At 66.2% G+C, this 24,943-nt stretch carries 26 protein-coding genes and 1 tRNA gene; 10 read left to right on the top strand and 17 right to left on the bottom strand.

Annotation, left to right across the window (positions count from 1 at the left end; genetic code table 11):
* The first annotated feature begins 72 nt into the window (after positions 1–72).
* The 5 genes from K3181_RS09315 to K3181_RS09295 all read left to right on the top strand — a co-directional run bounded on the left by K3181_RS09315 (position 73) and on the right by K3181_RS09295 (position 2,848).
* Positions 73–678, top strand: coding sequence for a DUF4136 domain-containing protein (locus K3181_RS09315; RefSeq protein WP_221602709.1), 606 nt, complete (start codon positions 73–75; stop codon positions 676–678).
* Positions 675–1,814 carry a M14 family metallopeptidase gene (locus K3181_RS09310; RefSeq protein WP_221602708.1) on the top strand — a complete coding sequence of 380 codons (1,140 nt, stop codon included), beginning with the start codon at positions 675–677 and terminating at the stop codon, positions 1,812–1,814. The genes K3181_RS09315 and K3181_RS09310 overlap by 4 nt, the downstream gene beginning before the upstream one ends.
* A gap of 163 nt (positions 1,815–1,977) precedes the next feature.
* Positions 1,978–2,115 carry a hypothetical protein gene (locus tag K3181_RS09305; protein ID WP_221602707.1) on the top strand — a complete coding sequence of 46 codons (138 nt, stop codon included), beginning with the start codon at positions 1,978–1,980 and terminating at the stop codon, positions 2,113–2,115.
* Positions 2,112–2,435 (top strand): ArsR/SmtB family transcription factor, encoded by a 324-nt coding sequence (locus K3181_RS09300; protein WP_221602706.1) that lies wholly within the window; start codon positions 2,112–2,114, stop codon positions 2,433–2,435. The genes K3181_RS09305 and K3181_RS09300 overlap by 4 nt, the downstream gene beginning before the upstream one ends.
* Entirely contained in the window at positions 2,432–2,848 is a 417-nt protein-coding gene (locus K3181_RS09295; RefSeq protein ID WP_221602705.1) for a VOC family protein, read from the top strand. Before K3181_RS09300 ends, K3181_RS09295 begins: the two co-directional genes overlap by 4 nt.
* Before the next feature lie 53 nt (positions 2,849–2,901).
* On the opposite strand, the gene K3181_RS09290 is transcribed toward K3181_RS09295, so the two are convergent.
* From K3181_RS09290 to K3181_RS09275, 4 genes are read right to left on the bottom strand one after another with little or no spacing between them, the layout of a single operon-like run.
* A complete protein-coding gene (locus tag K3181_RS09290; protein ID WP_221602704.1) occupies positions 2,902–3,921 on the bottom strand; it encodes a S66 peptidase family protein in 1,020 nt (339 codons plus the stop codon).
* Positions 3,918–4,322, bottom strand: coding sequence for a cytidine deaminase (locus tag K3181_RS09285; protein ID WP_221602703.1), 405 nt, complete (start codon positions 4,320–4,322; stop codon positions 3,918–3,920). The genes K3181_RS09290 and K3181_RS09285 overlap by 4 nt, the downstream gene beginning before the upstream one ends.
* A 10-nt stretch (positions 4,323–4,332) precedes the next feature.
* A complete protein-coding gene (locus K3181_RS09280; protein ID WP_221602702.1) occupies positions 4,333–5,061 on the bottom strand; it encodes a glycoside hydrolase family 25 protein in 729 nt (242 codons plus the stop codon).
* A 12-nt stretch (positions 5,062–5,073) separates the two neighbouring features.
* Entirely contained in the window at positions 5,074–5,577 is a 504-nt protein-coding gene (locus K3181_RS09275) for a UPF0262 family protein (RefSeq protein WP_221602701.1), read from the bottom strand.
* Positions 5,578–5,744: 167 nt separating this feature from the next.
* Here K3181_RS09275 and K3181_RS09270 point away from each other — a divergent pair, with 167 nt between their 5' ends.
* The gene (locus tag K3181_RS09270) at positions 5,745–7,268 is read left to right on the top strand and encodes a replicative DNA helicase (RefSeq protein ID WP_221602700.1); all 1,524 of its coding nucleotides are present in this window, start codon (positions 5,745–5,747) and stop codon (positions 7,266–7,268) included.
* A gap of 1 nt (position 7,269) precedes the next feature.
* Here K3181_RS09270 and K3181_RS09265 read toward each other — a convergent pair whose 3' ends face one another.
* Positions 7,270–8,457 (bottom strand): phospholipase D-like domain-containing protein, encoded by a 1,188-nt coding sequence (locus tag K3181_RS09265; RefSeq protein WP_221602699.1) that lies wholly within the window; start codon positions 8,455–8,457, stop codon positions 7,270–7,272.
* Positions 8,458–8,569: 112 nt separating this feature from the next.
* Between K3181_RS09265 and rpoZ the strand changes: the two genes are divergently transcribed.
* The gene (gene rpoZ, locus K3181_RS09260; protein WP_221602698.1) at positions 8,570–8,914 is read left to right on the top strand and encodes a DNA-directed RNA polymerase subunit omega; all 345 of its coding nucleotides are present in this window, start codon (positions 8,570–8,572) and stop codon (positions 8,912–8,914) included.
* 104 nt (positions 8,915–9,018) lie between these two features.
* Complete coding sequence (locus K3181_RS09255; RefSeq protein ID WP_221602697.1) at positions 9,019–10,104, top strand: DUF3667 domain-containing protein; 1,086 nt, start codon at positions 9,019–9,021, stop codon at positions 10,102–10,104.
* A 5-nt stretch (positions 10,105–10,109) separates the two neighbouring features.
* On the opposite strand, the gene K3181_RS09250 is transcribed toward K3181_RS09255, so the two are convergent.
* The 11 genes from K3181_RS09250 to K3181_RS09200 form a co-directional block, all read right to left on the bottom strand.
* On the bottom strand, positions 10,110–10,988 hold the full coding sequence (locus tag K3181_RS09250; RefSeq protein ID WP_221602696.1) for a pepsin/retropepsin-like aspartic protease family protein: 879 nt from the start codon (positions 10,986–10,988) through the stop codon (positions 10,110–10,112).
* Between the two features lie 93 nt (positions 10,989–11,081).
* Positions 11,082–13,040: an ATP-dependent zinc metalloprotease FtsH gene (gene ftsH / locus K3181_RS09245; RefSeq protein ID WP_221602695.1), complete on the bottom strand. Its 1,959-nt coding sequence runs from the start codon at positions 13,038–13,040 to the stop codon at positions 11,082–11,084.
* Between the two features lie 80 nt (positions 13,041–13,120).
* Complete coding sequence (locus K3181_RS09240) at positions 13,121–14,092, bottom strand: HupE/UreJ family protein (protein WP_221602694.1); 972 nt, start codon at positions 14,090–14,092, stop codon at positions 13,121–13,123.
* On the bottom strand, positions 14,089–14,871 hold the full coding sequence (locus tag K3181_RS09235; protein WP_221602693.1) for a peptidylprolyl isomerase: 783 nt from the start codon (positions 14,869–14,871) through the stop codon (positions 14,089–14,091). The genes K3181_RS09240 and K3181_RS09235 overlap by 4 nt, the downstream gene beginning before the upstream one ends.
* Positions 14,868–16,811: a DUF3604 domain-containing protein gene (locus tag K3181_RS09230; protein WP_345725470.1), complete on the bottom strand. Its 1,944-nt coding sequence runs from the start codon at positions 16,809–16,811 to the stop codon at positions 14,868–14,870. Before K3181_RS09230 ends, K3181_RS09235 begins: the two co-directional genes overlap by 4 nt.
* A 71-nt stretch (positions 16,812–16,882) precedes the next feature.
* Positions 16,883–17,512 carry an exopolysaccharide biosynthesis protein gene (locus K3181_RS09225; protein ID WP_221602692.1) on the bottom strand — a complete coding sequence of 210 codons (630 nt, stop codon included), beginning with the start codon at positions 17,510–17,512 and terminating at the stop codon, positions 16,883–16,885.
* 54 nt (positions 17,513–17,566) lie between these two features.
* Positions 17,567–18,019: a MaoC family dehydratase gene (locus K3181_RS09220; RefSeq protein WP_221602691.1), complete on the bottom strand. Its 453-nt coding sequence runs from the start codon at positions 18,017–18,019 to the stop codon at positions 17,567–17,569.
* Positions 18,019–19,437, bottom strand: coding sequence for an aldehyde dehydrogenase family protein (locus tag K3181_RS09215; RefSeq protein ID WP_221602690.1), 1,419 nt, complete (start codon positions 19,435–19,437; stop codon positions 18,019–18,021). The genes K3181_RS09220 and K3181_RS09215 overlap by 1 nt, the downstream gene beginning before the upstream one ends.
* A 25-nt stretch (positions 19,438–19,462) precedes the next feature.
* Complete coding sequence (locus tag K3181_RS09210; protein ID WP_221602689.1) at positions 19,463–20,542, bottom strand: CaiB/BaiF CoA transferase family protein; 1,080 nt, start codon at positions 20,540–20,542, stop codon at positions 19,463–19,465.
* Positions 20,543–20,554: 12 nt separating this feature from the next.
* Complete coding sequence (locus K3181_RS09205; RefSeq protein ID WP_221602688.1) at positions 20,555–21,721, bottom strand: acyl-CoA dehydrogenase family protein; 1,167 nt, start codon at positions 21,719–21,721, stop codon at positions 20,555–20,557.
* Positions 21,722–21,773: 52 nt separating this feature from the next.
* A tRNA-Gln gene (locus K3181_RS09200) sits at positions 21,774–21,847 on the bottom strand.
* 190 nt (positions 21,848–22,037) lie between these two features.
* Between K3181_RS09200 and K3181_RS09195 the strand changes: the two genes are divergently transcribed.
* Positions 22,038–23,255: a Ppx/GppA phosphatase family protein gene (locus K3181_RS09195; protein WP_221602687.1), complete on the top strand. Its 1,218-nt coding sequence runs from the start codon at positions 22,038–22,040 to the stop codon at positions 23,253–23,255.
* 174 nt (positions 23,256–23,429) lie between these two features.
* Positions 23,430–24,089: an RlmE family RNA methyltransferase gene (locus tag K3181_RS09190; RefSeq protein WP_221602686.1), complete on the top strand. Its 660-nt coding sequence runs from the start codon at positions 23,430–23,432 to the stop codon at positions 24,087–24,089.
* Between the two features lie 69 nt (positions 24,090–24,158).
* On the opposite strand, the gene K3181_RS09185 is transcribed toward K3181_RS09190, so the two are convergent.
* Positions 24,159–24,863, bottom strand: a complete 705-nt coding sequence (locus K3181_RS09185; protein WP_221602685.1) for a c-type cytochrome — start codon at positions 24,861–24,863, stop codon at positions 24,159–24,161.
* Between the last annotated feature and the right edge of the window lie 80 nt (positions 24,864–24,943).

Below are 24,943 nucleotides of genomic sequence, written 5' to 3'. Positions count from 1 at the left end.
TGCGAATTCGCCTGCCCATGCGTTGTCGGGGCAGGCATGATCGCCTTCGGAGACGCGAAAAGGATCGCAGACATGAAACCCCTTTCCCTTGCCCTGAGCCTCGCCGCCGCGCTTTCGCTGGCCGGATGCGCCACGCCCCCCGGCCCGGTCGAGGTGACCCGCTTCGTCGCACCCGATCGCGTTGCGCTCCTGGGCCAGGGCGAGATCTTCATCGAGACCGCTCCCGGGTCGCAGGCCGATGGCCTCGCGCTCGCACCCTACAAGGCGGCCGTCGCAGAAGAACTGCGCCGCCTGGGCTATGCCGAAAGCGAGCGCACTGGCGCCGGCCAGGTCGCGCAGGTCGCGGTGCAGCACTACGTCATCGGGGCCGGCGGTCGGCGCAGCCCGGTGAGCGTGGGCGTCGGCGGTTCGACCGGCAGCTACGGCTCTGGCGTGGGTGTCGGCATCGGCATCAATCTCGGCGGGGGCGAGAAGGACCGCCTGGGCACCGAGCTGGCGGTGACCATTCGCGACAAGGCAAGCGGCGAGAGCCTGTGGGAAGGCCGCGCCGATTTCCAGCCGCCCGAGAATTCCCCCCTTGCACGCGGACAGGCGAACGCCCAGACGGTCGCCTCCGCGCTGTTCCGGGAGTTTCCCGGCAACAATGGCGAAACGATAGAAGTAGAGGTTACCGAGTGAGCGATATCCGGATCGATTCCGCCTTCGACAGCGGCAATATAGACGTGCTGTCGGTGGACGGCGCCAGCGCCAGGCTGGCGATTCCGAAGGACACGAACAGTGAGTTCAAGCAGTGGTTCCATTTCCGCGTCGCGGGCGCGGCGGGGCGCGAGCTCGAGCTCAACATCACCGGGCTCGAGGAAAGCGCCTATCCCGGCGGTTGGCCCGATTACGATGCCTGCGTGTCGGAAGATCGCGACTATTGGGGCCGCGCCACCTCCACCTATGACAAGGACGCCGACGGCGGGACCCTGACGATCCGTTACACGCCGGCAAGCGACGTAGCGTGGTTCGCCTATTTCGCGCCCTATTCGATGGAGCGCCACCACGACCTCGTCGCCGAGGCAGCTTCGTCCGAGGGCGTCGACTACGTCCATCTCGGCGCCACGCTCGACGGGCAGCCGATCGACTGCCTCGAAATGGGCGAAGGCCCGTTCAACGTCTGGTTCTATGCCCGTCAGCACCCGGGCGAGACGCAGGCCGAATGGTGGATGGAAGGCGCGCTGGAAGTGCTCACCGATCCCGCCGACAGTGTCGGCCGCGAACTGCGCAAGCGCTGCCGCCTGCATCTGGTGCCCAATTGCAATCCCGACGGATCGAAGCGCGGCAATCTGCGAGTCAACGCCGCGGGCGCCAATCTCAACCGCGAATGGGCCGAGCCCAGCGCCGAGAAATCGCCCGAAGTGCTCGCGATCCGCAACCACATGGACAAGACCGGCGTCGACTTCGCGATGGACGTGCATGGCGACGAGGCGATCCCTGTCGCCTTCCTCGCCGGCTTCGAGGGCATCCCCGGCTGGACCGACGAACAGGGCGAGGGCTACTATCGCTACGAGGCGATCCTCGATCGCCGCACGCCCGACTTCCAGACCGAGCAGGGCTATACCAAGGCTGCTCCGGGCAAGGCCAATCTCAGCATGAGCACCAACCAGGTCGCCGAACGCTTCGGCGCGATCGCGATGACGCTCGAGATGCCCTACAAGGACAACAAGGCCAATCCCGAGCCCGAGCAGGGCTGGAGCCCCGAGCGCAGCAAGATGCTCGCCCGCGACTGCCTCGCGAGCCTGCTTGAATGGCTTGAAACCAGACCGAGCTGACCTCCCCCACGGGCGCAGCACCGCCAAACGATCGGCCCGGGAGCGCTCGCGCGCTCCCGGGCCTTTTTCGTGTCCAGCTCTCGTTTCGATTATTTTAGAAATGAACTTGACAGGCAGGGCGGCAGGCCTCATTTTGATATTTATCGAAATGAAGGAGATTCGCATGTCCACACCAACCCGTCTCGATCGCTGGCTCGCCTCGATCTCGCGCTCGCTCGAACTGTGCTGTCATCACGCCACCGGCGGCATTCCGAAGGCAATGCTGCGGCGCCCAGCCAGGCAGGAGTGCGACTGCAAGTGACCGACGAGGAAGCCCTCGCCTCCTTCGCCGCGCTCGCACAGGAACACCGCCTGGCGGCCTTCCGGCGAATGGTCAGGGCCGGCGAGGACGGCGTATCCGCCGGTACAATCGCGGAGGAACTCGGTCTTCCGCCGAGCTCGCTGTCCTTCCACCTGAAGGAACTCGGCGGCGCCGGGCTGGTGAAGCAGGAACGCCAACACCGCACCATCCTCTATCGCGCCGATTTCACAGCGGTCGACGATCTGGTCGGCTATCTTCTCGCCAATTGCTGCGAGGATGCCTGCGATCCATCCCCCCAGGACAAGGAAACCCCCAAGTGAAACGCCTGCACCTGCATCTGGGCGTCAGCGATCTCCCGCGCGCTGTCGCCTTCTACAGCGAATTGTTCGCCACCGCCCCAACCGTGTCGAAACCCGACTATGCAAAGTGGCGGCTGGACGACCCGATGGTCAATTTCGCGCTTTCCACGCGTGTCGAGAAGGGGCTCGACCACCTCGGGATCGACGTAGAGAACGACAGCGAGCTGGACCAGGTCCGCGACCGAATTCTTCGCGCCGGTGCTGCGCTCCTCGAGGAGGAGGAAGCGAACTGCTGCTATGCCCGTTCGCGCAAGCACTGGACGGCAGACCTCGATGGAACCGTGTGGGAAAGCTTCCTCACCCACGACGCGGCCAGCAACTATGGCGAAGGGCCCGATGTCCGCGTGTTGCGCGAGGCCGGCGCCGCGCGCTGACATTCCCTAGCTGAAGGCGCGTCTCGCCGCCCGTACGTACGAAGCGCTGGCGCTCAGGCGACCGCCGGTTCGAGCATGCGCAGCGTGCGCGCGGCGGCATCGAGCTCGACCCTTACCCCCACGGGCAGGCACAGCTGGTCGGTGACATGTCCGGTGTCGAAGCCGGCGATGACCGGGACCTGCAGTCCGGCGAAATGGCGGTCGAGGACCTCGTCGAGCGTGAAACCCTCGTAATCCGGATCGCGCAGGTCGCAGCGCGTGCATTGACCGAAGACCACGCCCGCCACCCGGTCGAACACGCCGGCGAGGCGCAAGTGCTGGAGCATGCGATCGACGCGATAGGGCTCCTCGTTGATATCCTCGAGCAGCAGCACCGCGCCGGTCAGGTCGGGCAGCCAGCCGGTCCCCATCAGCGTCGAGAGTATGGTGAGATTACCGCCAAACAAGCGGCCCTGCGCCGTACCCGGCACCACTGCGCGCGCCGGACGCCCCACCGCCGCCTCGACCGCCTCGCCGCCGAGCACCGGCGTGGCCCCGGCGAAGGCGATGCGCCACAGGCTCTCCCAGCTGGCCCGCTCCCACCTGCTCGCGGCATTGGGTGCATGGAGCGTCGGGAAGCCTGCACGCGCGGCGATGGCGCAATGCAGCGCGGTGTTGTCGCTATAGCCGATCAGCAGCTTGGGATTGGCGGCGATCGCCTTCCAGTCGAGCAGCGGCAGGATACGCGCGCAGCCCCAGCCGCCGCGGATGGCGAAGACCGCGCGCACCTCGGGATCGGCGAACATCGCATCGACATCCGCCGCACGCGCCGCATCGGTCCCCGCGAGATAGCCATCACGCTCGCTCACATGCGCGCCGAGCCTGGGTACCAGCCCCATGCCGGTGATCCAGTGCAGCGCACGGTCGAGTTCGTCGGGCAGGGTGATCGCGCTCGCCGGGGCGACGAGGCCGACAGTGTCGCCCGATCGCAGGCGCGGCGGCTTGCGCGCCGGTTTGGCCGCGAGTCCCCCCGGTAGCAGAGTGGCACCGGCCGCGCCCCCGATGAGACCGAGCGCGGCGCGGCGGCCGATCATGCGAGGCTGGCGGGGCCGAAGGCGTACGGCAGCAGGTCCGACAGCCGCAGCCTAGTCACCGCATCGGGTCCGACGCAGAGGATGTCGGGATCGGTCCCGCCGAGCTGCGCCAGTTCGTTGAGTACCTGTCGGCAGCGCCCGCAGGGGGTGATCGGCTCGGTCCCCGGCCCGGTCACCGCGACCGCGACAAGCCCGCCGCGCACGCCGTCGGCCATGGCCTTCGATACCGCGACCGTTTCGGCGCAGAGCGCGAGGCCGTAGCTCGCATTTTCGATATTGGTCCCGGTGACCACGCTGCCGTCGGCGAAGACCAGCGCCGCGCCGACGGCGAAACCGGAATAGGGGGAATAGGAATGGCGCGCGGCGTCGCGAGCGGCGGCGATCAGCTGTTCGTCGGTCATCGTGTCATCCTCAGGGCCGCACCACGACCCAGCGTAGCGGCGTCTGGGCGGCTTCGGTCTGGTACCAGCGATTGGCGGTCCACATCAGCCAGGGGCGCGTGGCGTAATCGGGTTCGAACCAGCTGCGCGTCAGCCACAATTGCCGCTCGAACCGGCGCGAGGGAGCATAGGCCTCCTCGAAATCCTCGGTCGGCGCGAGGATCGCGGGCTTGCCCGTATGCGCCTCGATCTGGTTGACCAGCGTGGTCAGTTCGCTCTGCACAGCCGCGTCGGAGACCCGAGAGGGGCATTCGGCGGCGGTGCTCTCAAGCAGGATGGCGGGCGGCAGGAGGTCGCTCTCGCGCGGGACTATGGTGACGAAATTGGCCGATTGCCCGTCGGCCACCGCGCAGGGATCGAACCGGTGCGCCGCCCCCACCTCGAGCCCTGCGTCACGCGCGCGGGCGAGGTTCTGGGCAAAGGCGCGGTCCTTGCGCCCCGCCCCGTCGCTCGCCTCGAGATAGACGAATTTCGCGCCCAGCCCGGCGATCGTGCCGAAATCGACCGCACCGTCGGCGGCGCTGACGAGCGCACCCTGGTCGGGCCAGACCGCCTCGTCGGGTCGCCAGTCGCGCCCTTCGTACCAGGCATAGCTCGCGCCGATGGCGACGATCGCCACCAGGAACAGCTCGGTCTTGCCCGCACGCGACAGGATCTGCGGAAAGCGGAACTTGCGCCGTCTGCGCGCTCGCCTGGCCATGCCCTTCCCCCCTCAGCCCTTGATATGGAGCACGCAGATCAGCGTGAACAGGCGCCGTGCGGTGGCGAAATCGGTCTCGACCTTGCCCTCGAGGCGCTCGATCAGCAGTTCGGCGGCGCGATTGTGGACACCGCGGCGGGCCATGTCGATGGTTTCGATCTCCATCGGCGTCGCCTTGCGGATCGCCTGGTAATAGCTGTCGCAGATGGCGAAATATTCGCGGATCGGGCGACGGAAGCGGGCGAGGCCGAGCAGCAGTTCCTCAAGCAACTGTTCTTCTTCGTCGGCGATGCTCATCAGCAGCCGTCCGTCGCGCACAGCGAGCTTCAGGCGGTAGGGGCCGTTCGCCCCGCGCTCGACCGCGCGCAGCGGCTTGAAGCAGTTCTCCTCGATCAGGTCGAAGATCGCGATCTTGCGCTCCTGCTCGATATCGGCGTTGCGCCAGATGATCGTCTCCTCGTCGAGCTCGATATGCGCGATGCGGTGATCGGCCGGGGAGGATGCGGAATCGGTCATGCCTGCGCCCTGCTTTCGCAACTGCGAGCAGACGGGGCAAGGTAGATCAGGAATTTGTTCTCCGCGGTTTCGCGTGAAAAAATTTTTGGGCGAAGTCCACAGACCTGTCCGCGAGCTTGCTTCCGATAGACCTTCACAGCCGAGTCCGCATTCCGCATGGTGGGACGATGGCCGATACCGATCTCCTCTTCCCCGCCGACGATTCGACCGATGCCAAGCCGGCGAAGGGCACAGTGCTGCCCGCCAACCTCGAGGCGGAAGCGGCCTTCATCGGCGCAGTCCTGATCGACAACCGGGTGATCGAGGAACTGACCACCCCGTTGATGCCCGAGCATTTCCACGAGCCGGTGCACCAGCGCATCTACGAGCGCGTGCTCAAGCTGCTCGAACGCAATTCGGTGGCGACGCCGGTCACGCTCAAGCCCTATTTCGAGAGCGACGAGGCGCTCAAGCAGCTCGGCGGGACGACCTATCTCGCGCAGCTCACCGCCGACGGGCAGGGCCTGCTCCACCCGCGCGAACTGGCCGACCAGATCTACGACCTCGCGCTACTGCGCGAGCTGGTCAGCGTGGGGCGCAACCTCGTCGAAGGCGCGCTCGACACCTCGGACGAAGTAGAGCCGCTGCGCAAGATCGAGCAGGCCGAGGCCGATCTCTACCGCGTCGCCGAGGGCGCGAGCACGGGCAATGAAGCGCAGACATTCCGCAAGGCGGCCTTCGGCGCGCTCGAAGTGGTCCAGGCGGCGATGAATTCGGGCGGGCGCTTTTCGGGCAAGACCACCGGGCTCGACACGATCAACGACAAGACCTCGGGCCTTCACAATTCGGACCTCGTGATCCTCGCCGGGCGCCCGGCGATGGGCAAGACCTCGCTCGCCACCAACATCGCCTTCAACGCCGCGCGGCGGTTGATGGACGATCTCAAGGCCGGGATCGAACCGGAGAAATCGCCCGGCGCGGGCGTTGCCTTCTTCAGCCTCGAAATGAGCGCCGACCAATTGGCGACGCGTATCCTTGCCGAGCAGGCCGAGATCTCGAGCGAAAAGCTACGCTCGGGCAAGCTGAGCCGTGAGGAATTCCAGCGCCTGTCCTTCGCCAGCCAGGAACTGACCGACCTGCCGCTCTATATCGACGACACCCCGGCGCTGACCATTGGCGCGCTGCGCACGCGCGCCCGGCGGCTCAAGCGGCGGCACGACATCGGCCTTGTGATCGTCGATTATCTGCAGCTGCTGCAGGGTTCGGGCCGCGCCAGCGACAACCGCGTCAACGAAATTTCGGAGATCAGCCGCGGGTTGAAGACGCTGGCCAAGGAACTCCACGTGCCGGTGATCGCGCTGTCGCAGCTCAGCCGTCAGGTCGAACAGCGCGAGGACAAGCGCCCGCAGCTTTCGGACCTGCGCGAATCAGGCTCGATCGAGCAGGACGCCGACATGGTGTGGTTCATCTTCCGCGCCGAATACTACCACAACGCGCTGAAGCCCGACACGCCCGACGAAACCAGTTCGGAAGAGGTGCGGATGAAATATGCCGAGTGGGAGGCGCGCCATCTGGAACTGGTCAACAAGGCGACGCTGATCGTCGCCAAGCAGCGCCACGGTTCGACCGGCAACGTCCCGCTGCTGTTCCACAGCGAGTTCACCAAGTTCTCGAGCCCCGACGTGCGGCACTACGACGAGGATTACGAGTAGCTCAGATCCCGAGGTTGAGCCGCCGCGTGACGGTGTAATCGATCACCGACACCAGCACCCAGCCGAGCGCCCAGCGGACCCGGTTGAACCATGTCCGTCGCCGGGCGTGGACTTCGGGAGTGATCGCCTCGGACGCGGCGATGTGGTAGCTCACGAATTCGCGCATCCGCTCGGCCAGCGCGGCATCCTCGATCCGCAACATGATCTCCAGGTTGATATAGAGACTGCGCATGTCGAAATTGGCGCTACCCATGTAGACCGCATCATCGAGCACGAGCAGCTTGGTGTGCAGCTTGCACGGGCTGAACTCCCAGATCTTCGCACCGCGCCTGAGCAGGTAGTGGTAGAGCGAGCGAGTCGCGCCAAGCGTCGCGCCATTGTCGCTCTTGGCCGCCATCAGCAGCCGCGTCCGGCCCTTGCGCGCAACCCGCGCGATCCGCCGCAGCAGCGGGTAGGGAGGCGAGAAATAGGCCATGAAGATGTCGAGCCTCTCGCCCTCGACGAGGTCGCGCGTCACGCATCGCGCCCAACTCGACAGACCGCGCGTGGGTCCGCCGACCAGCCAGTGGACCTTGCCGTCTTCGCTGCGCCAGTCCCATGTGGCGGCCGCGCGGCGAATCGCGCGAAAGTGGCTGCGTCCGTCGTGGGTCCATTCGACCAGCAGAGCGAACCAGTCGCTGAGGCCCGCGACGGCGGGGCCTTCGAGCGCGATCGCCAGATCGTTCCACCCGTTCTGCTCGGGCGGGGCGAAATAGTCGTCGGCAATGTTGAAGCCGCCGAACAGAGCGCGCGCGCCGTCGGCGATGACCATTTTCTGGTGGTTGCGGATGAGATAACGCAGGCCGAGGCGCGGGCTGTAGCACGCATAGCGCCCGCCGGCATCGACAAGCGGCTGGAGGAACTTGTCCGATGCGGAGGCGCCGAAGCGATCGATTATCAGCGTGACCGCGACGCCGCGTTTCGCCGCCGTGCACAACTCGTCGCGCAATTCGGTCGAAACGGCATCCTCGGCGAAGATGTAGAAGCACACTTCGAGCGAGCTCTTGGCCGTACGGACCAGCTCCATGAGCGCTGCCCGGCGGTCCTTGCCGGCGGGATAGAATGTCAGCCGCTGCCCCTGAGCGTCGACCGTGAAGGGCGCGGGATCGCGATAGGCGCTTGGCTGGTCAGGAACATTTTTCTCGCCCATCGCCGATCAGCCTTAGCGCCCCGCTGCGCCCCGGCAAATCCTTGACTATCGCGGGCCGAGATCCTAAGTGGCGCGCTTTCCCGGAATCACTTGATTTGCATCGGAGTGCCCCATGGCGCGCGTTACCGTCGAAGACTGCGTAGACAAGGTCCCCAACCGTTTCGATCTCGTCCTGCTGGCTGCCCAGCGGGCGCGCGAGATTTCGGGCGGTGCGGAGCTGACGCTCGAGCGCGATCGCGACAAGAACCCGGTCGTCGCGCTGCGCGAGATCGCCGAGCAGACGGTCAAGCCGAAGGACCTGCACGAAGCGGCGGTAACCAACCTGCAGAAGATCCTCCCCGACGACGACGACGAGATGGATGAAGTCGGCTCGCTCAGCCAGTCGGCCGAAGCCCTGCGGATCACCGCCTCGGCCCCGACCCGGTCGACCTCGATCGGCGCCGATTACGACGGCTAGGTCGTCCCGCAGCTATGCCAATGTGAAAAGGCCGCCTATCGGGCGGCCTTTTTGCGTTGCGGCCCCCCTGCCTAAGGTTCTAGTCGATAGGAACAGGGGGGATCATGAGCGATTTTGGCGAGGCACTGGGTACTGCGGTCGAGGGCGGACTGTTCGCCAAGGCGATTGGCCGCGGCAAATCCGCGACGCCCGACGGCGTGCCGCTCGAGCGCGGCCATTTTGCCGAAGGCGCCTGCCTCAACTGCGGCACCCAGCTGATCGGCGAGCACTGCCACAGTTGCGGCCAGAAGGCCCATCTCCACCGTACTCTGGCCGCCTTCGGGCACGATCTCCTCCACGGCGCGCTGCATCTCGACGGCAAGACCTGGAAGACGCTGCCCCTGCTGGCGCTCAGGCCCGGCCAGCTGACGCGCCGCTATATCGAGGGTGAGCGTGCCCGTTTCGTCAGCCCGATGGCGCTGTTCCTGTTCTCGATCTTCCTGATGTTCGCCGTGTTCCAGGCGGTGGGACTGAGCGCGCCGACCGACATCAAGACCTCCGACGGCTTGCGTGCGGATATGGAGGAGGTGCAGCAAAAGGCACAGGAGAAGGTCGCCGCGCAGGAAGCCCGCGTCGAGGTGATGGCGAAAGACGATGAGGACTACGCCAAGCAGGTCGAGCGGCTCGGCAGCTATCGGGAGGAGCTCGACGGCATTACGAAGGCACGCGAGCTCGTCTCGGGAAACAACTCGGCTCCCGGCTACACGGTGAGCACCATCGGCGTGCCTTTCATTGATCACGCGCTGGAAAAATGGCGCACCAACCCAGGGCTGATGCTCTACAAGCTGCAGTCGAACAGCTACAAATTCAGCTGGCTGCTGATCCCGCTGTCGGTGCCCTTCATGTGGCTGCTGTTCTTCTGGAAACGGCGTTTCCGCGCCTATGATCACGCGATCTTCGTCACCTATTCGATCGCCTTCATGTCGCTGCTGTTCATTGCCATCTCGGTGGCTGTGAAACTCGGTGCCAGCGAGGCAGTCTGGGCATCGATGCTCGGCCTGATCCCGCCGATCCACATCTACAAGCAATTGCGCGGCGCCTACGGCCTGTCGCGCTTTTCCGCCTTCTGGCGCCTCTGCGTGCTCGGCGTGTTCATTTCCATCGTGCTGAGCCTGTTCCTCCAGCTGCTGCTGATCCTCGGCGCGTTCTGAAGCGCCTAGGGCGCCGCAGGCGGGCATAGCGCCAGCGTCTTGTGACGCTGGTCGATCAGCAGGACTTGGCCTTGCAATGCGTGCGCGCCGACAAGCACTTCAGGATAATCTGCCGCAACCCGCACCGGAACGTCTTCGAGCCGCAGGCTGCCGATCTGTACCGGACCGGCGAGCCGCGCCTTGGAGGACTCTATCCGCGTATTGGTGAGGCTGCCTTCGCCGGCGGGCTTGAGCGACGTGCCCTCCACCTGCTCATAGACCGCACCGGGCAGGACCAGCGTCACGTTGGCGCCGGTATCGACATTGCCCGTGGTCTCGAGGTCGCCCAGCGTCACGGGGACGCGAAAGGCGCGTTCATAGGTCATCGCACCCGCTTGCGAGGCGCGCATTTCCCGGCTGCGGTAGAAGTTCAGTCGCTCCGCCGAAAAATCGATCGCCAGGAGGCCATCGGCAAAGAATTCGCGACCGAGTATGCCCGAGAAAGCGGATTCGGCGGACATCCTGCTGCGATAATCGCGCGCGATAAGCGAGACATCGTGCCTTTCGAGCGCGCCAAGCGCCAAGCTGGCTATCCGTACCCTGTCGACCACCGCGCTGCTGACCCCGTCGGACGTCTCGTCCTCGCCATCCGGCGGCAGGGTCAGCTCCTCGACCAGGCTTGCATCGGCACGGCCCACGCCGCTGGCACCGGTATCGAGCGCGAAGACATAGGGCCCTGCGCCATTGACCATCGCCTCGAGGTAGATCCTCCCGTCGATCGTGCGGAAAGGCAGGCTGACCAGAGCCTCCGACGGTGCTTCGACCGCCAGTGCGCAGGCACCGTCGTCTGCAGCCGAAGAAGCGGATGCCGGCGTCGAAGCGAGCGGCAGCGCGCAGGCAGCCATGGCAGATGCGAAGTAACGGGCAACAAACAAGAACGACCTCCCTCAGTGTATTATTTGCCTAATACGCCAAGGGAGGGAGAGGTCAACCCGAGGTCAGGCGCCCTGCGGCGCGGGGCCTCCGCCGAGCTTGCGCCCGGCCTTGGGTACGGCGACGCCGCCGACCGGCTTGACCGTCACCGGCCCCTTGGGCTCGTCGGGCCGGTCGATCTTGCCGTCCTTCATCAGTTTGTCGATTTCCTCGCCGGTGAGCGTCTCGTATTCGAGCATGGCCTGGGCCAGCAGGTGGAGCTTGTCCTCCTGGCTGCTGAGGATTTCCTGCGCGCGCTTGAGGCCGCCTTCGACCAGCGCCTTGATCTCGGCGTCGATCAGCTTGTTGGTCTCCGCGCCCGCCATCGTGCGCTGGGTCCCGCTCATACCGAGATAGCCTTCCTGGCTCGCCTCGTACTGCAGCGGGCCGAGCTTGTCGGACATGCCCCATTTGGTGACCATGTTCTTGGCTAGGTCGGTGGCGTACTGGATGTCGCCCGACGCCCCGCTCGAGACCTTGTCGTGGCCGAAGATGATTTCCTCGGCGACACGGCCACCCATGGCGACGGCGAGGTTCGCGTGCATCTTGTCGCGGTGGTAGGAATAGCTGTCGCGCTCGGGCAAGCGCATCACCATGCCCAGCGCGCGTCCGCGCGGGATGATCGTCGCCTTGTGGATCGGGTCCGATGCCGGCTCGTTGAGGCTGACCAGCGCATGGCCGGCCTCGTGATAGGCGGTCATCTTCTTCTCGTCCTCGGTCATGACCATGCTGCGCCGTTCGGCGCCCATCATGACCTTGTCCTTGGCGTCCTCGAATTCCTGCATCGCGACGAGGCGCTTGTTGCGGCGGGCCGCCAAAAGGGCTGCTTCATTGACGAGGTTGGCGAGGTCCGCGCCCGAGAAGCCGGGCGTGCCGCGCGCGATGGTGCGCGGGTTGACGTCGGGCGCCAGCGGAACCTTCTTCATGTGCACCGCAAGAATCTTCTCGCGTCCGTCGATGTCGGGCACGGGCACGACCACCTGGCGGTCGAAACGACCGGGGCGCAGCAGCGCGGGGTCGAGCACGTCTGGGCGGTTGGTCGCGGCGATGATGATGATGCCTTCGTTGGCCTCGAAGCCGTCCATCTCGACCAGCAGCTGGTTGAGCGTCTGCTCGCGCTCGTCGTTCGAATTGCCGAGGCCATGGCCGCGGCTGCGACCGACCGCGTCGATTTCGTCGATGAACAGGATGCAGGGGGCGTTCTTCTTGGCTTGTTCGAACATGTCGCGCACGCGGCTGGCGCCGACGCCGACGAACATTTCGACGAAGTCCGAACCCGAAATGGTGAAGAAGGGCACGCCCGCCTCGCCCGCGATGGCCCGCGCGAGCAGCGTCTTGCCGGTACCGGGGCTACCGACCAGCAGCGCGCCCTTGGGGATCTGCCCGCCGAGCTTGGAGAAACGCTGCGGATCGCGCAGGAACTCGACGATTTCCTCGAGCTCTTCGCGCGCCTCGTCGATGCCCGCGACATCGGCGAAGGTGACCTTGCCCTGGCGTTCGGTGAGTAGCTTGGCCTTGGACTTGCCGAAGCCCATCGCGCCGCCGGCGCCACCGCCCTTCTGCACCTGGCGCAGCGCGAAGAAGGCGATTCCGAGGATCAGCACGAAGGGCAGGATCTGGATCAGCGCATAGAGCAGGATATTGCCGCTATCGGCCTCGACCCCCGAATAGCGTACGCCGTTGTTTTCGAGGAGCTGCGGCAGCGAAGTGTCGTTGGCGACGGGTATGGTCGAGAATTTCTCGCCATTCTTCATCTCGCCGACGATCTGCTTCTCGGAGATCTGCACCGTCGCGACCGAGCCTTCGGCAACCTTGTCGCGGAAGTCGGAATAGAGGATCTGCGCGCCGCCCCCACTCGAACTTCCGCCGAAGAAGGATACAACCAACAGCAGGGCGAGGAAAACGCCGCCCCACACCATCAGGCTCTTCACCCAGGGATTGGGCCCGTTGCCCTCGGGCTCGGGCGGGGAATTCTGATCGCTCATGCAGGGGATCCTTTCATGACCGATTATGTAGGATGCCGGGGGTGAATGGCAAGTTGACCCGTTGAGCGGAAATTCCGCACTCAGGCAAGCAGCCGGTCGATCAGCCAGTAGGCGCCGATGATCCCGACCGGGTAAGACGCGAACCGCAGCGCCCGCGCCTCGTCCCGCGGACGCCATCGCCGCACCAGGGCAAGCAGCGCCAGCACCGCGCAGATCACCAGCAGTTGGCCGGCCTCGACCCCGAGATTGAAGCTCACCAGCGCCGCCGGCACCTCGCCATCGGGCAGGCCGATCTCGCGCAGGGCCCCGGCGAAGCCGAAGCCGTGGATCAGGCCGAAGGCGAAGGCGACCAGCCAGGGCAAGCGCTGCGTCACCGTATCGCGCTGCCCGCGTGCGATCTCCACCGCGAGGAAGACGATCGACAGCGCGATCAGGGCCTCGACCAGATCCTGCCGGATCCCGGCGAAGCCGAGCGTGACCGCCGCCAGCGTGAACGAATGCGCCAGCGTGAAGGCCGTGGCCGCCTTCACCACCGGCCAGGGTCGCGCGACCAGCAGGACCAGCCCGATGACGAACAGCAAATGGTCCCAGCCCGACAGGATGTGCGCCACACCGATGGCGAAATAGCTGCGCCAGACCTGCAGCGACGAAGGCCTCGCCGCAATCACGGCGGCAGGGTGTTCGGGGGTCAGGCGATAGACCTGCACGCTCCGCCCCAGCGGTGCGACCCGCAGGATTGCATCGCTCTGGCCGATCAGCGCCGGCCAGCCGATGCTCTTGCCCGCGACCGGGCCGTCGCAGGTAATCCTTGCATGGCCGCTGACCGACAGCGGGGCGACGCGACGCGTGAGGGCGCCCGACACACGGCAGGTCTCGGGAAGCTGCGGCATGACGCTGCGATCATCTCCGGAACTGGCGATGGGCTGCCGCCAGCCGAGATCCCATTCCGCAGGCGAGACCTGCTCGAACTGGATCGCGACGGGCCGCATTTCGTCCGCCCATGCCGGCGCAGCAAGCGCCATCAGCCACAGCGCGGCCAGCCAGCGGATCATTCGACCTCGACCGAATAGGCCTCGCGCAGCAAGGCATAGGCCCGCTCGCGCCGAGCCGCGGCAGTCGCACTGCGCCAGTCGGCCTCGACCCGATCGCGAATCTCGGAAAGCGGCGGAATCCGTCCAGCTTCGCGCCGTTCGAGGTCGACGAGGTGGAAGCCGTATCCGGATTCAGTCTGAAGTTCTCCGGGCCGTTTCGCTTTTGCGACCGCCGCGGCAAAGTCCGAGCCGAATACGGCGGCGATCTCGGCGTACGTCGCGTCCACCATCTTCCGTGGCAATGCTGTCGCATGGCCTCCCGGCGGTCCCCCACCGTCGAGCGCTACATGCAATGTTTCCTCATCCGGGTAATAGGCCTGCGTGAAGGTGTATCTACCGCCATCGCTGAAACGCTCTTGGTGGGCATGGAACCAACTGCCAAGCGTCGTCTCGGCGACGGGTGCAAATTCCGCCTCGGCCCCGGCGAGCTCGTCCATCTTGGTCGCCAGCCGCCGCCGGACCACCGCGTCACCCTGGTCGAGCCCCAGCCGCAGCGCTTCGCGATAGAGCACTTCCTCGCGCACCCAGCGCGCGATCGCGGCGTCCATCTCGGCATCGGTCGGCGGGCGGCCCATCATCCGCTCGAACCCCAGCGCGATCCCGGCCTGGCGCTCGCGCGTGAGCTCGATCGTCCGGCTTGCGGGATCGACCGGCTCGCCGACCAGCGCGAAGATGCCCCAGATCGCCGCCCCGGCGAGCAGGAAATGCGCGAGCGGATCGCGCAGGAAAGCTGGTGTCATCCCTTGTCCATGATGCGCGGCGCATCGTCTGGCCCGCGGTGCGGGCGCAGCCAGACCGGCGAGGAATAGGCGCGTTCCTGGATGACATTGGCCTCGATGACCTCGGCGGGCAGGTCGACACCGAAACGCTTGGAATCGAACAGCACCCAGCTCGGCGTCGGAATCTCGATGACGCGGACGTAATAGAAGGCGCGCTGGCCGGGGCGATAGTCGGGATCACGCCAGGTCGCGCGCAATTCTGTGGCGCCGATCGAGTTGGTGTAGGTCGCCTCGCGGCGAACCACCGTATCGCCCACCGGGGGGACCTTGCCGCCGACGCGGCGGCGTTTGCCGTCCATGTCCGACCAGGCGACGTCGTAGATGCGCTCCTGCGCCTTGCCGCTTGCGTCGACCCAGCCCTTGATCACCTGAACGCGGTCGAGGTTGGCGCCTTCGGGGTCCTTGAGCGCGGAAATCAGGAACACCGGCGGCTTGCCCGTATCCTTAAGGTCGCCCCCCATCGGCACGCCGCGCGCATAGCCCGCGCGCACCCAGTCGCCCCCCCAGTCGCCATCGGTGAAATCGTGCCCGGCGAAGAGCCGCAGGACCATGCGCGGCCCGGTGGTGGCATAGACCTCGCGCCGCATGAAAGCGTCGAATATCTCGGCCCGCGTGTTGCCGCGCGCCCAGGCCGCGGCATAGCCCCCCGCAAGATAGTGCCAGCCGAAGCGCCCCTGCTTCGTGCCGAGGTTCTGGCTCTCCATCGCCCGCCCCTTGCGCGGTTCGACCCCGGTGTGCTTGCCGAAGAAATTGTCCTCGTCGCCGGTCGCCAGCGCGGTGTGGCTGTCGGTCGAACCGATCAGCCCGAAGGCATAGGGGTTCACTCCCATGCGCTGTTCGAGCGTCAGCCCGCGCAGCAGCGCGCTGCGGATATAGCTGCCGGCATACATGTCGGGCGTCGTCTCCTGCGTCAGCGGGAGATTGCCGAGCTCCCAACCCGCCACACCGAAGGCGGCGAATTCGTCATTGGGCGAAAGGAAGGGATGCGTCTCGCTGTCGCCCTTGATCTGCGTCGCCTCGACCACCGGCTCCCAGCGCGCGCGGCGGCGGGCATAGTCGGCACTCATCGGTCCGCCGTCGGGCCCGACGAGGTCGAACATCAACCCATTCGAGAGGTTGGAATTGTGCGGGATGGCGAGCACGCGCCCGCCGGTGTTGGCCTCATAGGCCTTCATATAGTCCCACAATTGCTCGGTTTCGGTGTCGAGCCCTGGGAAGGGCACGATCTGTCCCGTCTTTGCGCTGCCGTCCCTGAACATGACCACGCGGTGGAGGTTGTTGCCATCGGGCATCAGCGTCCATTCGAAGCCGGCAAAGGCGGTGAATTCGCCTGGACGATTGTAACGGTCGAGGATCGCGAGATGGTCGTCCCACAATTCGCGGGTCGCCTTCGCCTGACGCTCCGGATCGCGCAGGGCGGCGGGAATCTTGTTGTTCGCAGCGGCGGTGATGAGTTCGGCCACCGCGCGGGTCGACTGCTCGGGGCTCTCGTGCATCATGTCGTACCAGCGCCGCAGCGTCGGATCGCGCACCAGCATGCGCGGCGCATCGTAGAGCCGCTTGGTCGCGCCCATCGCATCCGAGTGGTCCGAAATGACGAGGAAATCGAGCGGGCGATCGAGCTGAGCCTCGACCCCGGTGGTCGAGGTGATCTTGTCGCCGCGCGCGAATTTCAGCGCGTCTTCCGGGCCCAGCCGGACGCCGAAGCCGAAGGCATCGACCGAGATGTCGGTGTGGAGGTGGGTGTCGCCCCAATAGGGGCGGTCGGGGAATTCGGCGAGTTCGATGGTGTCGCTGCCATCGCCTTGCTGCGCCTCGGTCGGTTCGCCTTCGCCCGCGAGATCGCAGCCCGCCAGCGCCACAACCGCCAGCACGACCCAGCTCCTTGTGATCCTCTTCACCGGCACTCCCCTCCCGATTGCCTTTTGCAACCGAATGTGCGCCACACCACGCGACGAGGTCAAGAGCGGCCCTAGAAGAAGGCCAGGCCGCCCCCATCGCCGCCACCCGAGGAATTGACATACATGGCGACTCCGATCGCCGTGGCGAGTGCGGTGAAGATCAGCGCTCCCAACACCAGCGCCCCGTCGCGGACTGTCAGCGCCAGACCGAGGATGGCGATCGCGAGCATCGGGATCGAGCTGGCGAAGGGCAGGAGTTCGAGCGGCGGAACGGTGCAGCACAGGGCCAGGATCGCCAGCGCGGTTATCTTGATCGCCGGCCCCTGCGTCAGGCCCTCGAGCCGCCCCTCGCTATGGCGATCGAGAAAGTCCCCCAGCCTGCGCAGCTTGCGCACCGATTTGTGAAGTTTCTTCGATCCCACCGCGCGCTGTTGGACGAATTGCGGCATCCACACGTGCTCGCGTCCGAGAAGCAGCTGGACGGCGATCAGCGCGATGAACAGCGCGAGGGCGGTGGGCACGCCCGGGATGCCGCCGACGGGCGTGATCTCGAGCAGCGCCGGGATCATGATGAAGGGGCCGAAGCTGCGACCGCCGAAATCGTCGAGCACGTCGGCGACGCAGACGGTGTCGCCATGCGTGGCGAGCTCGTCGAGCTCGCACAGCACATCGCTGACGCTGGTCGGTTCGTTATGCGGCACGCCTGTCTCCCTTTGCCACCGAACGCTTGTTGCAGCAAAAAGGCTACCTTTGCCTCAGTCGGGCGTCTTCCTGAGCAGCGCCGAGCGCTCGCAGCGGCACACCACCTCGCCACGCTGGTTGACCGCTTCGTGGAGGAAGGTGACGATCCCCGCATCGGGTCGCGACTTGCTCTCGCGCAGGGCGATCACCTCGCTCGTTGCGTGCAGCGTGTCGCCGAGGAACACCGGCTTGGGCATGACCAGCTTGTCGTAGCCCAGATTGGCGACAAGCGTGCCGAGCGTGGTGTCGCCGACGCTGAGCCCCACCATCAGCGAGAAGGTAAAGGTCCCGTTGACCAGGATCTGCCCGAACTCGCTCTCCCTGGCCGCTTCCACATCGAGGTGGAGCGGCTGCGGGTTGTGCGTCATCGTGGTGAAGAGGAGATTGTCGGTCTCGGTCACCGTGCGGCGGATGTCATGCGTCAGCTTGTCGCCGATCTGCCATTGGTCGAAGAACTTGCCCGCCATCAGCCGTGGCCCATGACCGCTTTCACCTCGAGGAAGTCGTGGAAGCCCCACTCGCCCCATTCGCGGCCGTTACCCGACTTTTTGTAGCCGCCGAAGGCTGCATTCAGGTCGTAGCCGCCGTTGATCGCGACGCGGCCCGCACGGATGCGCTTGGCGAGGCTGCGGGCGAGGTCCATGTCCTCGCCCGTGACAGCGCTGGCGAGGCCGTATTCGGTGTCGTTGGCGATGCGGATCGCGTCGTCGTAATCCTCGTAGCCGAGGATGCAGAGCACGGGCCCGAAGATTTCCTCGCGCGCGATGGTCATGTCGTTGGTGACATCGGCGAAAACGGTCGGTTTGACGTAGTGGCCGGTTTCGAGCCCCTCGGGCTTGCCCGGTCCGCCCGCGACCAGCGTCGCGCCTTCCTCGATGCCCTTCTCGATCAGACCCTGGATCTTTTCCCACTGCGCGCGGCTGACGACCGGGCCGATGGTGGCGTTACCCTTGGGATCGCCGGGGATGACGCCTTCGGCGGCTTCCTTGGCCGCGGCCTTGGCTTCCTCCATCCGCTTGTGTGGCACGAGCATGCGGCTCGGCGCGGTGCAGGTCTGGCCCGAATTGCCCATCATCCCGACGGTGCCCTTGGCGACCGACTGCGCGAAGACGCTGTCGTCGAGCACGATGTTGGGGCTCTTGCCGCCCAGTTCCTGCGCCACGCGCTTGACCGTGTCGGCGGCGTTCTTGGCGATGAGGATGCCCGCGCGGGTCGAGCCGGTGAAGCTGACCATGTCGATGTCGGGATGGCCCGAGATCGCCTCACCCACGCCCGGTCCGTCACCGTTGACGAGGTTGAAGACGCCCGCCGGAACGCCCGCTGCATCCATGATCTCGGCGAAAATATAGGCGTCGAAGGGCGCGATTTCGGAAGGCTTGAGCACCATGGTGCAGCCCGTCGCGAGCGCGGGGAAGACCTTGCAGGCGATCTGGTTCAATGGCCAGTTCCACGGGGTGATCATGCCGACCACGCCGATCGGCTCCCACACATGCAGCGTCGGGCCGTCCTGGCGTTCGAAGTCGAAGCCTTCGAGCACTTCGATCGCCTTCTGGCAGTGCCCGGCGAGCAGGCCGACATGCGGACCGTTCGCAAGGCTCATCGGGGCGCCCATCTCGTCGCTGACCGCGGTGGCGAGGTCGTCCTTGCGGTTCTCGATCTCGGCCTGGATCGCGCGCAGCAGCGTGAGCCGTTCCTGCTTGCTCGTCTGGCTGAAGCTCTCGAAGGCGCGGCGCGCGGCGGCCACCGCCTTGTCGACATCGGCCTTTGTGCCGAAGCTGATGTGGCCGATGGTTTCCTCGGTCGCCGGGTTCTCGACCGGCTGGGTGTTGGCGGTAACCGGGTCGACCCACCGGCCGTCGATGTAGAACTTGGTGCAATCGCGCATCTCAATCTCTCCTTTGCGCGCAGCCCTAGCCCTCTTGCCGCCAGCGCGCCACCACCTCTTCGCCGTCCTGAGCGCTGTCGCGAATTGTGTTCGGCGTGCGGTCGAAGCGCGGTGCCGGCGCGGTGTGCCAGCGCCCGCCCTTTTCGACGAAGGCGCCGCGCGCCTTCATGTGCGGGTGATCCTTGGCATGATCGAGCGGGACGACGGGCGCGAAGCAGGCGTCGGTGCCTTCGAGCAGGTCGCACCATTCGGCCTGCGTTTTCGTCGCGAACAGCGCGGCGAGATCCTCGGCATAGCTGTCCCATTTCGAGGGATCCATCTGCGCTTCGCGCAGGTGCTCGGGTGCATCGGCGCGCTGGAGCAGTTCGGCGTAGAACTGCGGTTCGATCGCCCCGACGCTGACTTCCTTGCCGTCCTTGCAGGTGTAGCAGCGGTAGAAATGCGCCGCGCCGCCAAGCAGGCCGGCACCGCGTTCGACCGTGCGCAGCGCGCTGTGCGGCTGGCCGTAGAAGAAACTCATCAGGCTGGTGACGCCATCGACGATCGCCGCGTCGACTACCTGCCCCTTGCCGCTCGTCTGGCGCTCGAACAGCGCTGCGAGGATGCCCATCGCGCAATACATCGAGCCGCCGCCGAAATCGCCGACGAGGTTCTGCGGCGGTACCGGCAGTTCGCCGCGCTTGCCGATCGCGTCGAGCGCGCCGGTGATCGCGATGTAGTTGAGATCGTGCCCGGCAGCCTGCGCCAGCGGACCTTCCTGCCCCCAGCCGGTCATCCGCGCATAGACGAGCCGCGGATTGGCGGCGAGCATCTCCTCTGGCCCCAGTCCGAGCCGCTCCATCACGCCCGGACGAAACCCTTCGACCAGCACGTCGGCATGCTTAAGCGCGGTCCTGACGAAGGCCTGCCCGTCCTCGCTCTTCAGGTCGACCGCCACCCGGTGCCGGGCGCGTTCGACCACCGCATTCATCGGCTGGTGTCCCGCGCGCTCGATCCGCACCACCTCGGCGCCCATGTCGGCGAGCATCATCGCCACGTGAGGACCGGGGCCGATGCCCTGGAATTCGACGACCTTGAGGCCGGTCAGCGGACCGTTGCTCGGCATATTTCTCTCTCCCTAGAAACTCTTCGGCAGGCCCAGCACATGCGTCGCCACATGGCTGAGGATCAGGTTCGTGCTGATCGGCGCGACCTGGTACAATCGCGTTTCGCGGAACTTGCGCTCCACGTCGTATTCCTCGGCAAAGCCGAAGCCGCCATGCGTCTGGATGCACATGTCGGCGGCGAACCAGCTCGCCTCGCTCGCCAGCATCTTGGCCATGTTCGCCTCGGTCCCGGCGGTCTCGCCCGCGTCGAACATGCGCGCCGCCTTGGTGACCATTTCGGCTGCGGCCGAAAGCTGGACATAAGCGCGGGCAATCGGGAACTGGACTCCCTGGTTCTCACCGATCGCGCGGCCGAAAACGGAGCGATCCTTGGCGTAGGCCGATGCGCGGTCGATGAAGAAGCGCCCGTCGCCGATGCATTCGCTCGCGATCAGGATGCGTTCGGCATTCATGCCCGAGAGGATGTAGCGGAAGCCCTTGCCCTCCTCACCGATCAGCGCGCTGGCGGGCACGCGGAGATCGTCGAAGAACAGTTCTGTCGTGGCATGGTTGAGCATGGTCCGCACGGGGCGCACGGTGAGCCCCTTGCCGATCGCCTCGCGCATGTCGACCAGCAGGACGCTCATCCCGTCGGACGGCTTGGAGCAGTCCTCGCGAGGCCTCGTGCGACAAAGCAGGACCATGAGGTCGGAATGCTCGGCACGGCTGATCCAGATCTTCTGCCCGTTGACCACGTAATCGTCGCCATCGCGGCGGGCGAAGGTGGAAATGCGTGTAGTGTCGGTGCCTGCCCCCGGCTCGGTCACGCCGAAGGCCTGCAGCCGCAGTTCGCCGCTCGCGATCTTGGGCAGATAGTGGCGCTTCTGCTCCTCCGACCCGTGCTTCAGCAGCGTACCCATGGTGTACATCTGCGCATGGCAGGCGCCGCCGTTCGAGCCCGAGCGATGAATCTCCTCGAGCACGGCGCAGGCCGCCTCGAGCCCGAGCCCCGAACCGTCGTATTCTTCCGGGATCAGCACCGACAGGAAGCCCGCCTCGGTCAGCGCCGCGACGAACTCGCTCGGATAGGCGCGCTCGCGATCGAGCTTCCGCCAGTATTCGCCCGGAAAGCGCGCGCACAGCCGCCGCACCGCCTCGCGGATTTCCGGAAAGGTCTCGCTCAAATGTCCGTCTCCCATTGCAACCTGTCTGGCGCGGGAAAACGGCTTTGGCAACGGGTGCGAAGGAGAATGGATGCCCCGTGAGGATTCGAACCTCAATTGACGGAGTCAGAGTCCGTAGTCTTACCATTAGACGACGGGGCATCAGCCGACCGGGCGGGCGAGAATCGCGTGACCGCTCCGGATTGGAGGCCGCGCATCTAGTTTCGTCGCCGCGCGAGGTCAACCCCGTGTCTGCGCGCGCCTCTTGCCCCGCCCCCGCTTCGCGGCTAGCGTCGCCGACAAGTCCCCGCGCACAATGGTTTGCGCGGGAGGAACAAGAAAGCTCTCGCACATGGCGGACCATCCTCCGCCGGACACGAAAAGGGGGCACGGGACACAACGGGGCGGCAAGTCCGGCAAGGTAGCCGATTTCCGCTACAAGCGCCCCTCCCGGCCCGATGGCAAGCGCAGCGAACGGCGCAAGGCGTCGCCTCGCGACAGCGTGATTGCACCTCCGTCGAATTCCGTCTCGACTCCGCAGGGCGGCCCGCCGCCGAGGCGGCAGGCCTATGCCGCACTCGATCTCGGCACCAACAACTGTCGCCTGCTGATCGCCCGGCCCTCGGGCGAAAACTTCACCGTCATCGACGCCTTCAGTCGTGTGGTCCGGCTGGGCGAGGGCCTGGCAGCGAGCGGCAAGCTGTCCGACGAAGCGATGGAGCGCACGCTCGCCGCGCTCCACGTCTGCGCCGAGAAGCTACGCCGCAGGAACGTGCGCCTCGCGCGCTCGGTGGCGACCGAGGCCTGCCGGCGGGCGGCCAATGGCCCGGCTTTCATCGAGCGGGTGCGGCGCGAGACCGGGATCATGCTCGATATCATCTCGGCTCAGGAAGAGGCGCGGCTGGCCGTGCTCGGCTGCCACATCCTGCTCGAAGATGGCGCGGGACCGGCGATCATCTTCGATATCGGCGGCGGTTCGACCGAGCTGGTGCTGGTCGAACCCGCCGACAAGGTCCCGCGCATCGTCGACTGGCTCAGCGTTCCCTGGGGCGTGGTCTCTCTGACCGACACGGTCCAGGGATCGGACGAGAGCGAGGAGACGCGGCTCGACCGTTATGTCGCGATGCGCCGGACGGTAGGGCGCAGCTTCGCCGAATTCGCAGAGCGCATCCGCGAACATACGCGCTCGCCCGAACCAATCCGCCTGCTCGGCACCAGCGGCACGGTGACGACGCTCGCCAGCCTCCATCTCGAACTGCCGCAATACGACCGCCGCGCGGTCGACGGGCTCATCGTTCCCTCGCAATCGATGCGCGACATCTCGCGCCGGCTGTCGCGGATGAGCGCGCCCGACCGAAAGCGCCTGCCCTGCATCGGCGACGACCGCGCGAACCTCGTCATCGCGGGCTGCGCGATCCTCGAATCGATCCTCGACATCTGGCCGTCGCAGCAGCTCGGCGTGGCCGATCGCGGGATTCGCGAGGGCATATTGCGCAGCCTGATCGCGGCCGACGCCGAGGGCGAACGCAGCCGCGCGGCGCTCCAGCGCATGCGAGAGCAGGATGTCTGAGGTTTTGCTTGTGGGGTGCGGTCGGGACGTCGGTCCCGACCTTCCGGCACCGGCCCACACCCCCACCCGACCGCCCATAAGATACCGTGCCGTGGGTGGCGGGGTGGGGGCGTGGGCCGGAGCAGCAGCAAGGGAAGCGCGGACGCGCTTCACGCACGAAACGAGGAACAGATAATGTCACGCTCGGGCAAGGATCGCGATACGCGGGTGCGCACCGCGAAGAAGCGCACGGCGAGTTCGACCCGCTGGCTGCAGCGCCAACTCAACGATCCCTACGTCAAGCAGGCCAAGGCCGAAGGCTATCGCAGCCGCGCGGCCTACAAGCTGATCGAGCTCGACGAGAAGTTCGGCCTGTTGAGAGGGGTGACCCGCGTGGTCGATCTCGGCATCGCGCCAGGCGGCTGGAGCCAGGTGGTGCGCAAGCTCAAGCCCAAGGCGCATGTCGTCGGCATCGACCTGCTCGAGGTCGAGCCGATCGAAGGCGTGACCATCTTCCAGATGGACTTTATGGACGACGATGCGCCGCGCATTCTCGAAGAGGCGCTCGGCGGCAAGGCCGATCTGGTGATGAGCGACATGGCCGCCAACACCGTCGGCCACAAGCAGACCGACCATCTGCGCACCATGGGGCTGGTCGAGGCCGGTGCCTGGTTCGCAGTCGAGAATCTCGCGCCCGGCGGCACCTTCCTCGCCAAGGTTCTCGCCGGCGGAACCGACAGCGACCTGCTCGCGCTGCTGAAGAAGCACTTCAAGACGGTCAAGCACGCCAAGCCGCCCGCGAGCCGCAAGGGCTCGAGCGAGTGGTACGTCATCGCGCAGGGCTTCAAGGGGTAGTTCTCCGCGCTCATACGAAAAGGGCCCCGCCGCAGCGGAGCCCTTCGAACTTTCCGGATAGAGTGAGCGTCAGGCGCCGGTCTTGGCTCCGCCGTCGTTGCTGGCCGCCGCCCCATCTCCGGCCACCGGCTGGTCGGCACCCATGGCACCCGCCGCCTCGGCTGCACCGGCTTCGGCACCTTCCACCGGACCCGGCCCCGCGCCCGGCGCATCCGCGCCTTCTGCGGCATCGGCTTCCGGTACGGCCGGTGCCGGATAGTCGGGCCCGCCGCCATTGGCCTTGAGGAAAGCGATCACATTGGCACGGTCTTCCGGCTTCGACAGGCCGGCGAAGCTCATCTTCGTACCATTGGCGAAACCGCGCGGGTTGGCGAGCCAGTGGTCGAGGTTTTCATAGGACCAGTCGCCGCCATGGTCCGACAGCGCCGAGCTGTAGGCGAAGCCCGCGGCGTGCTTGCCGATCGGCTTCCCGATGATGCCGTAAAGGTTGGGACCGATGCCGTTGGCGCCGCCCTGATTGACGGTGTGGCAGGCGGTACACTTGGCGAAGACCTTCTCGCCAGCCGCAGGATCGGCCGCAGCCAGCAGCGTGCCGAGATCGGGGCCTGCATCGGCGCCGCCCTCTTCGGCTTCGCCCTGGATGAAGAAGCCCGGCTCTTCGATATGCGCGTGCTTGTCGGCAGCAAAATACATGCCCGAAACGATGGAGCCGCCCAGCGCCACGATCCCGGCGAAGAGGACCCAGCCTGCAGCGGTGTTGAAACGATCGTCCATTGCGTAAAATACCCGGCGAAATTCGGTTGGTCGGATGGTTGGGCGCCGCTCTAGTGCGCACGGCGGGCTTTCGCAAGAGT

The organism is Qipengyuania mesophila (assembly GCF_019711655.1).
Lineage (GTDB): Bacteria > Pseudomonadota > Alphaproteobacteria > Sphingomonadales > Sphingomonadaceae > Qipengyuania > Qipengyuania mesophila.
This window is presented reverse-complemented; position numbering and strand designations above follow the sequence as displayed.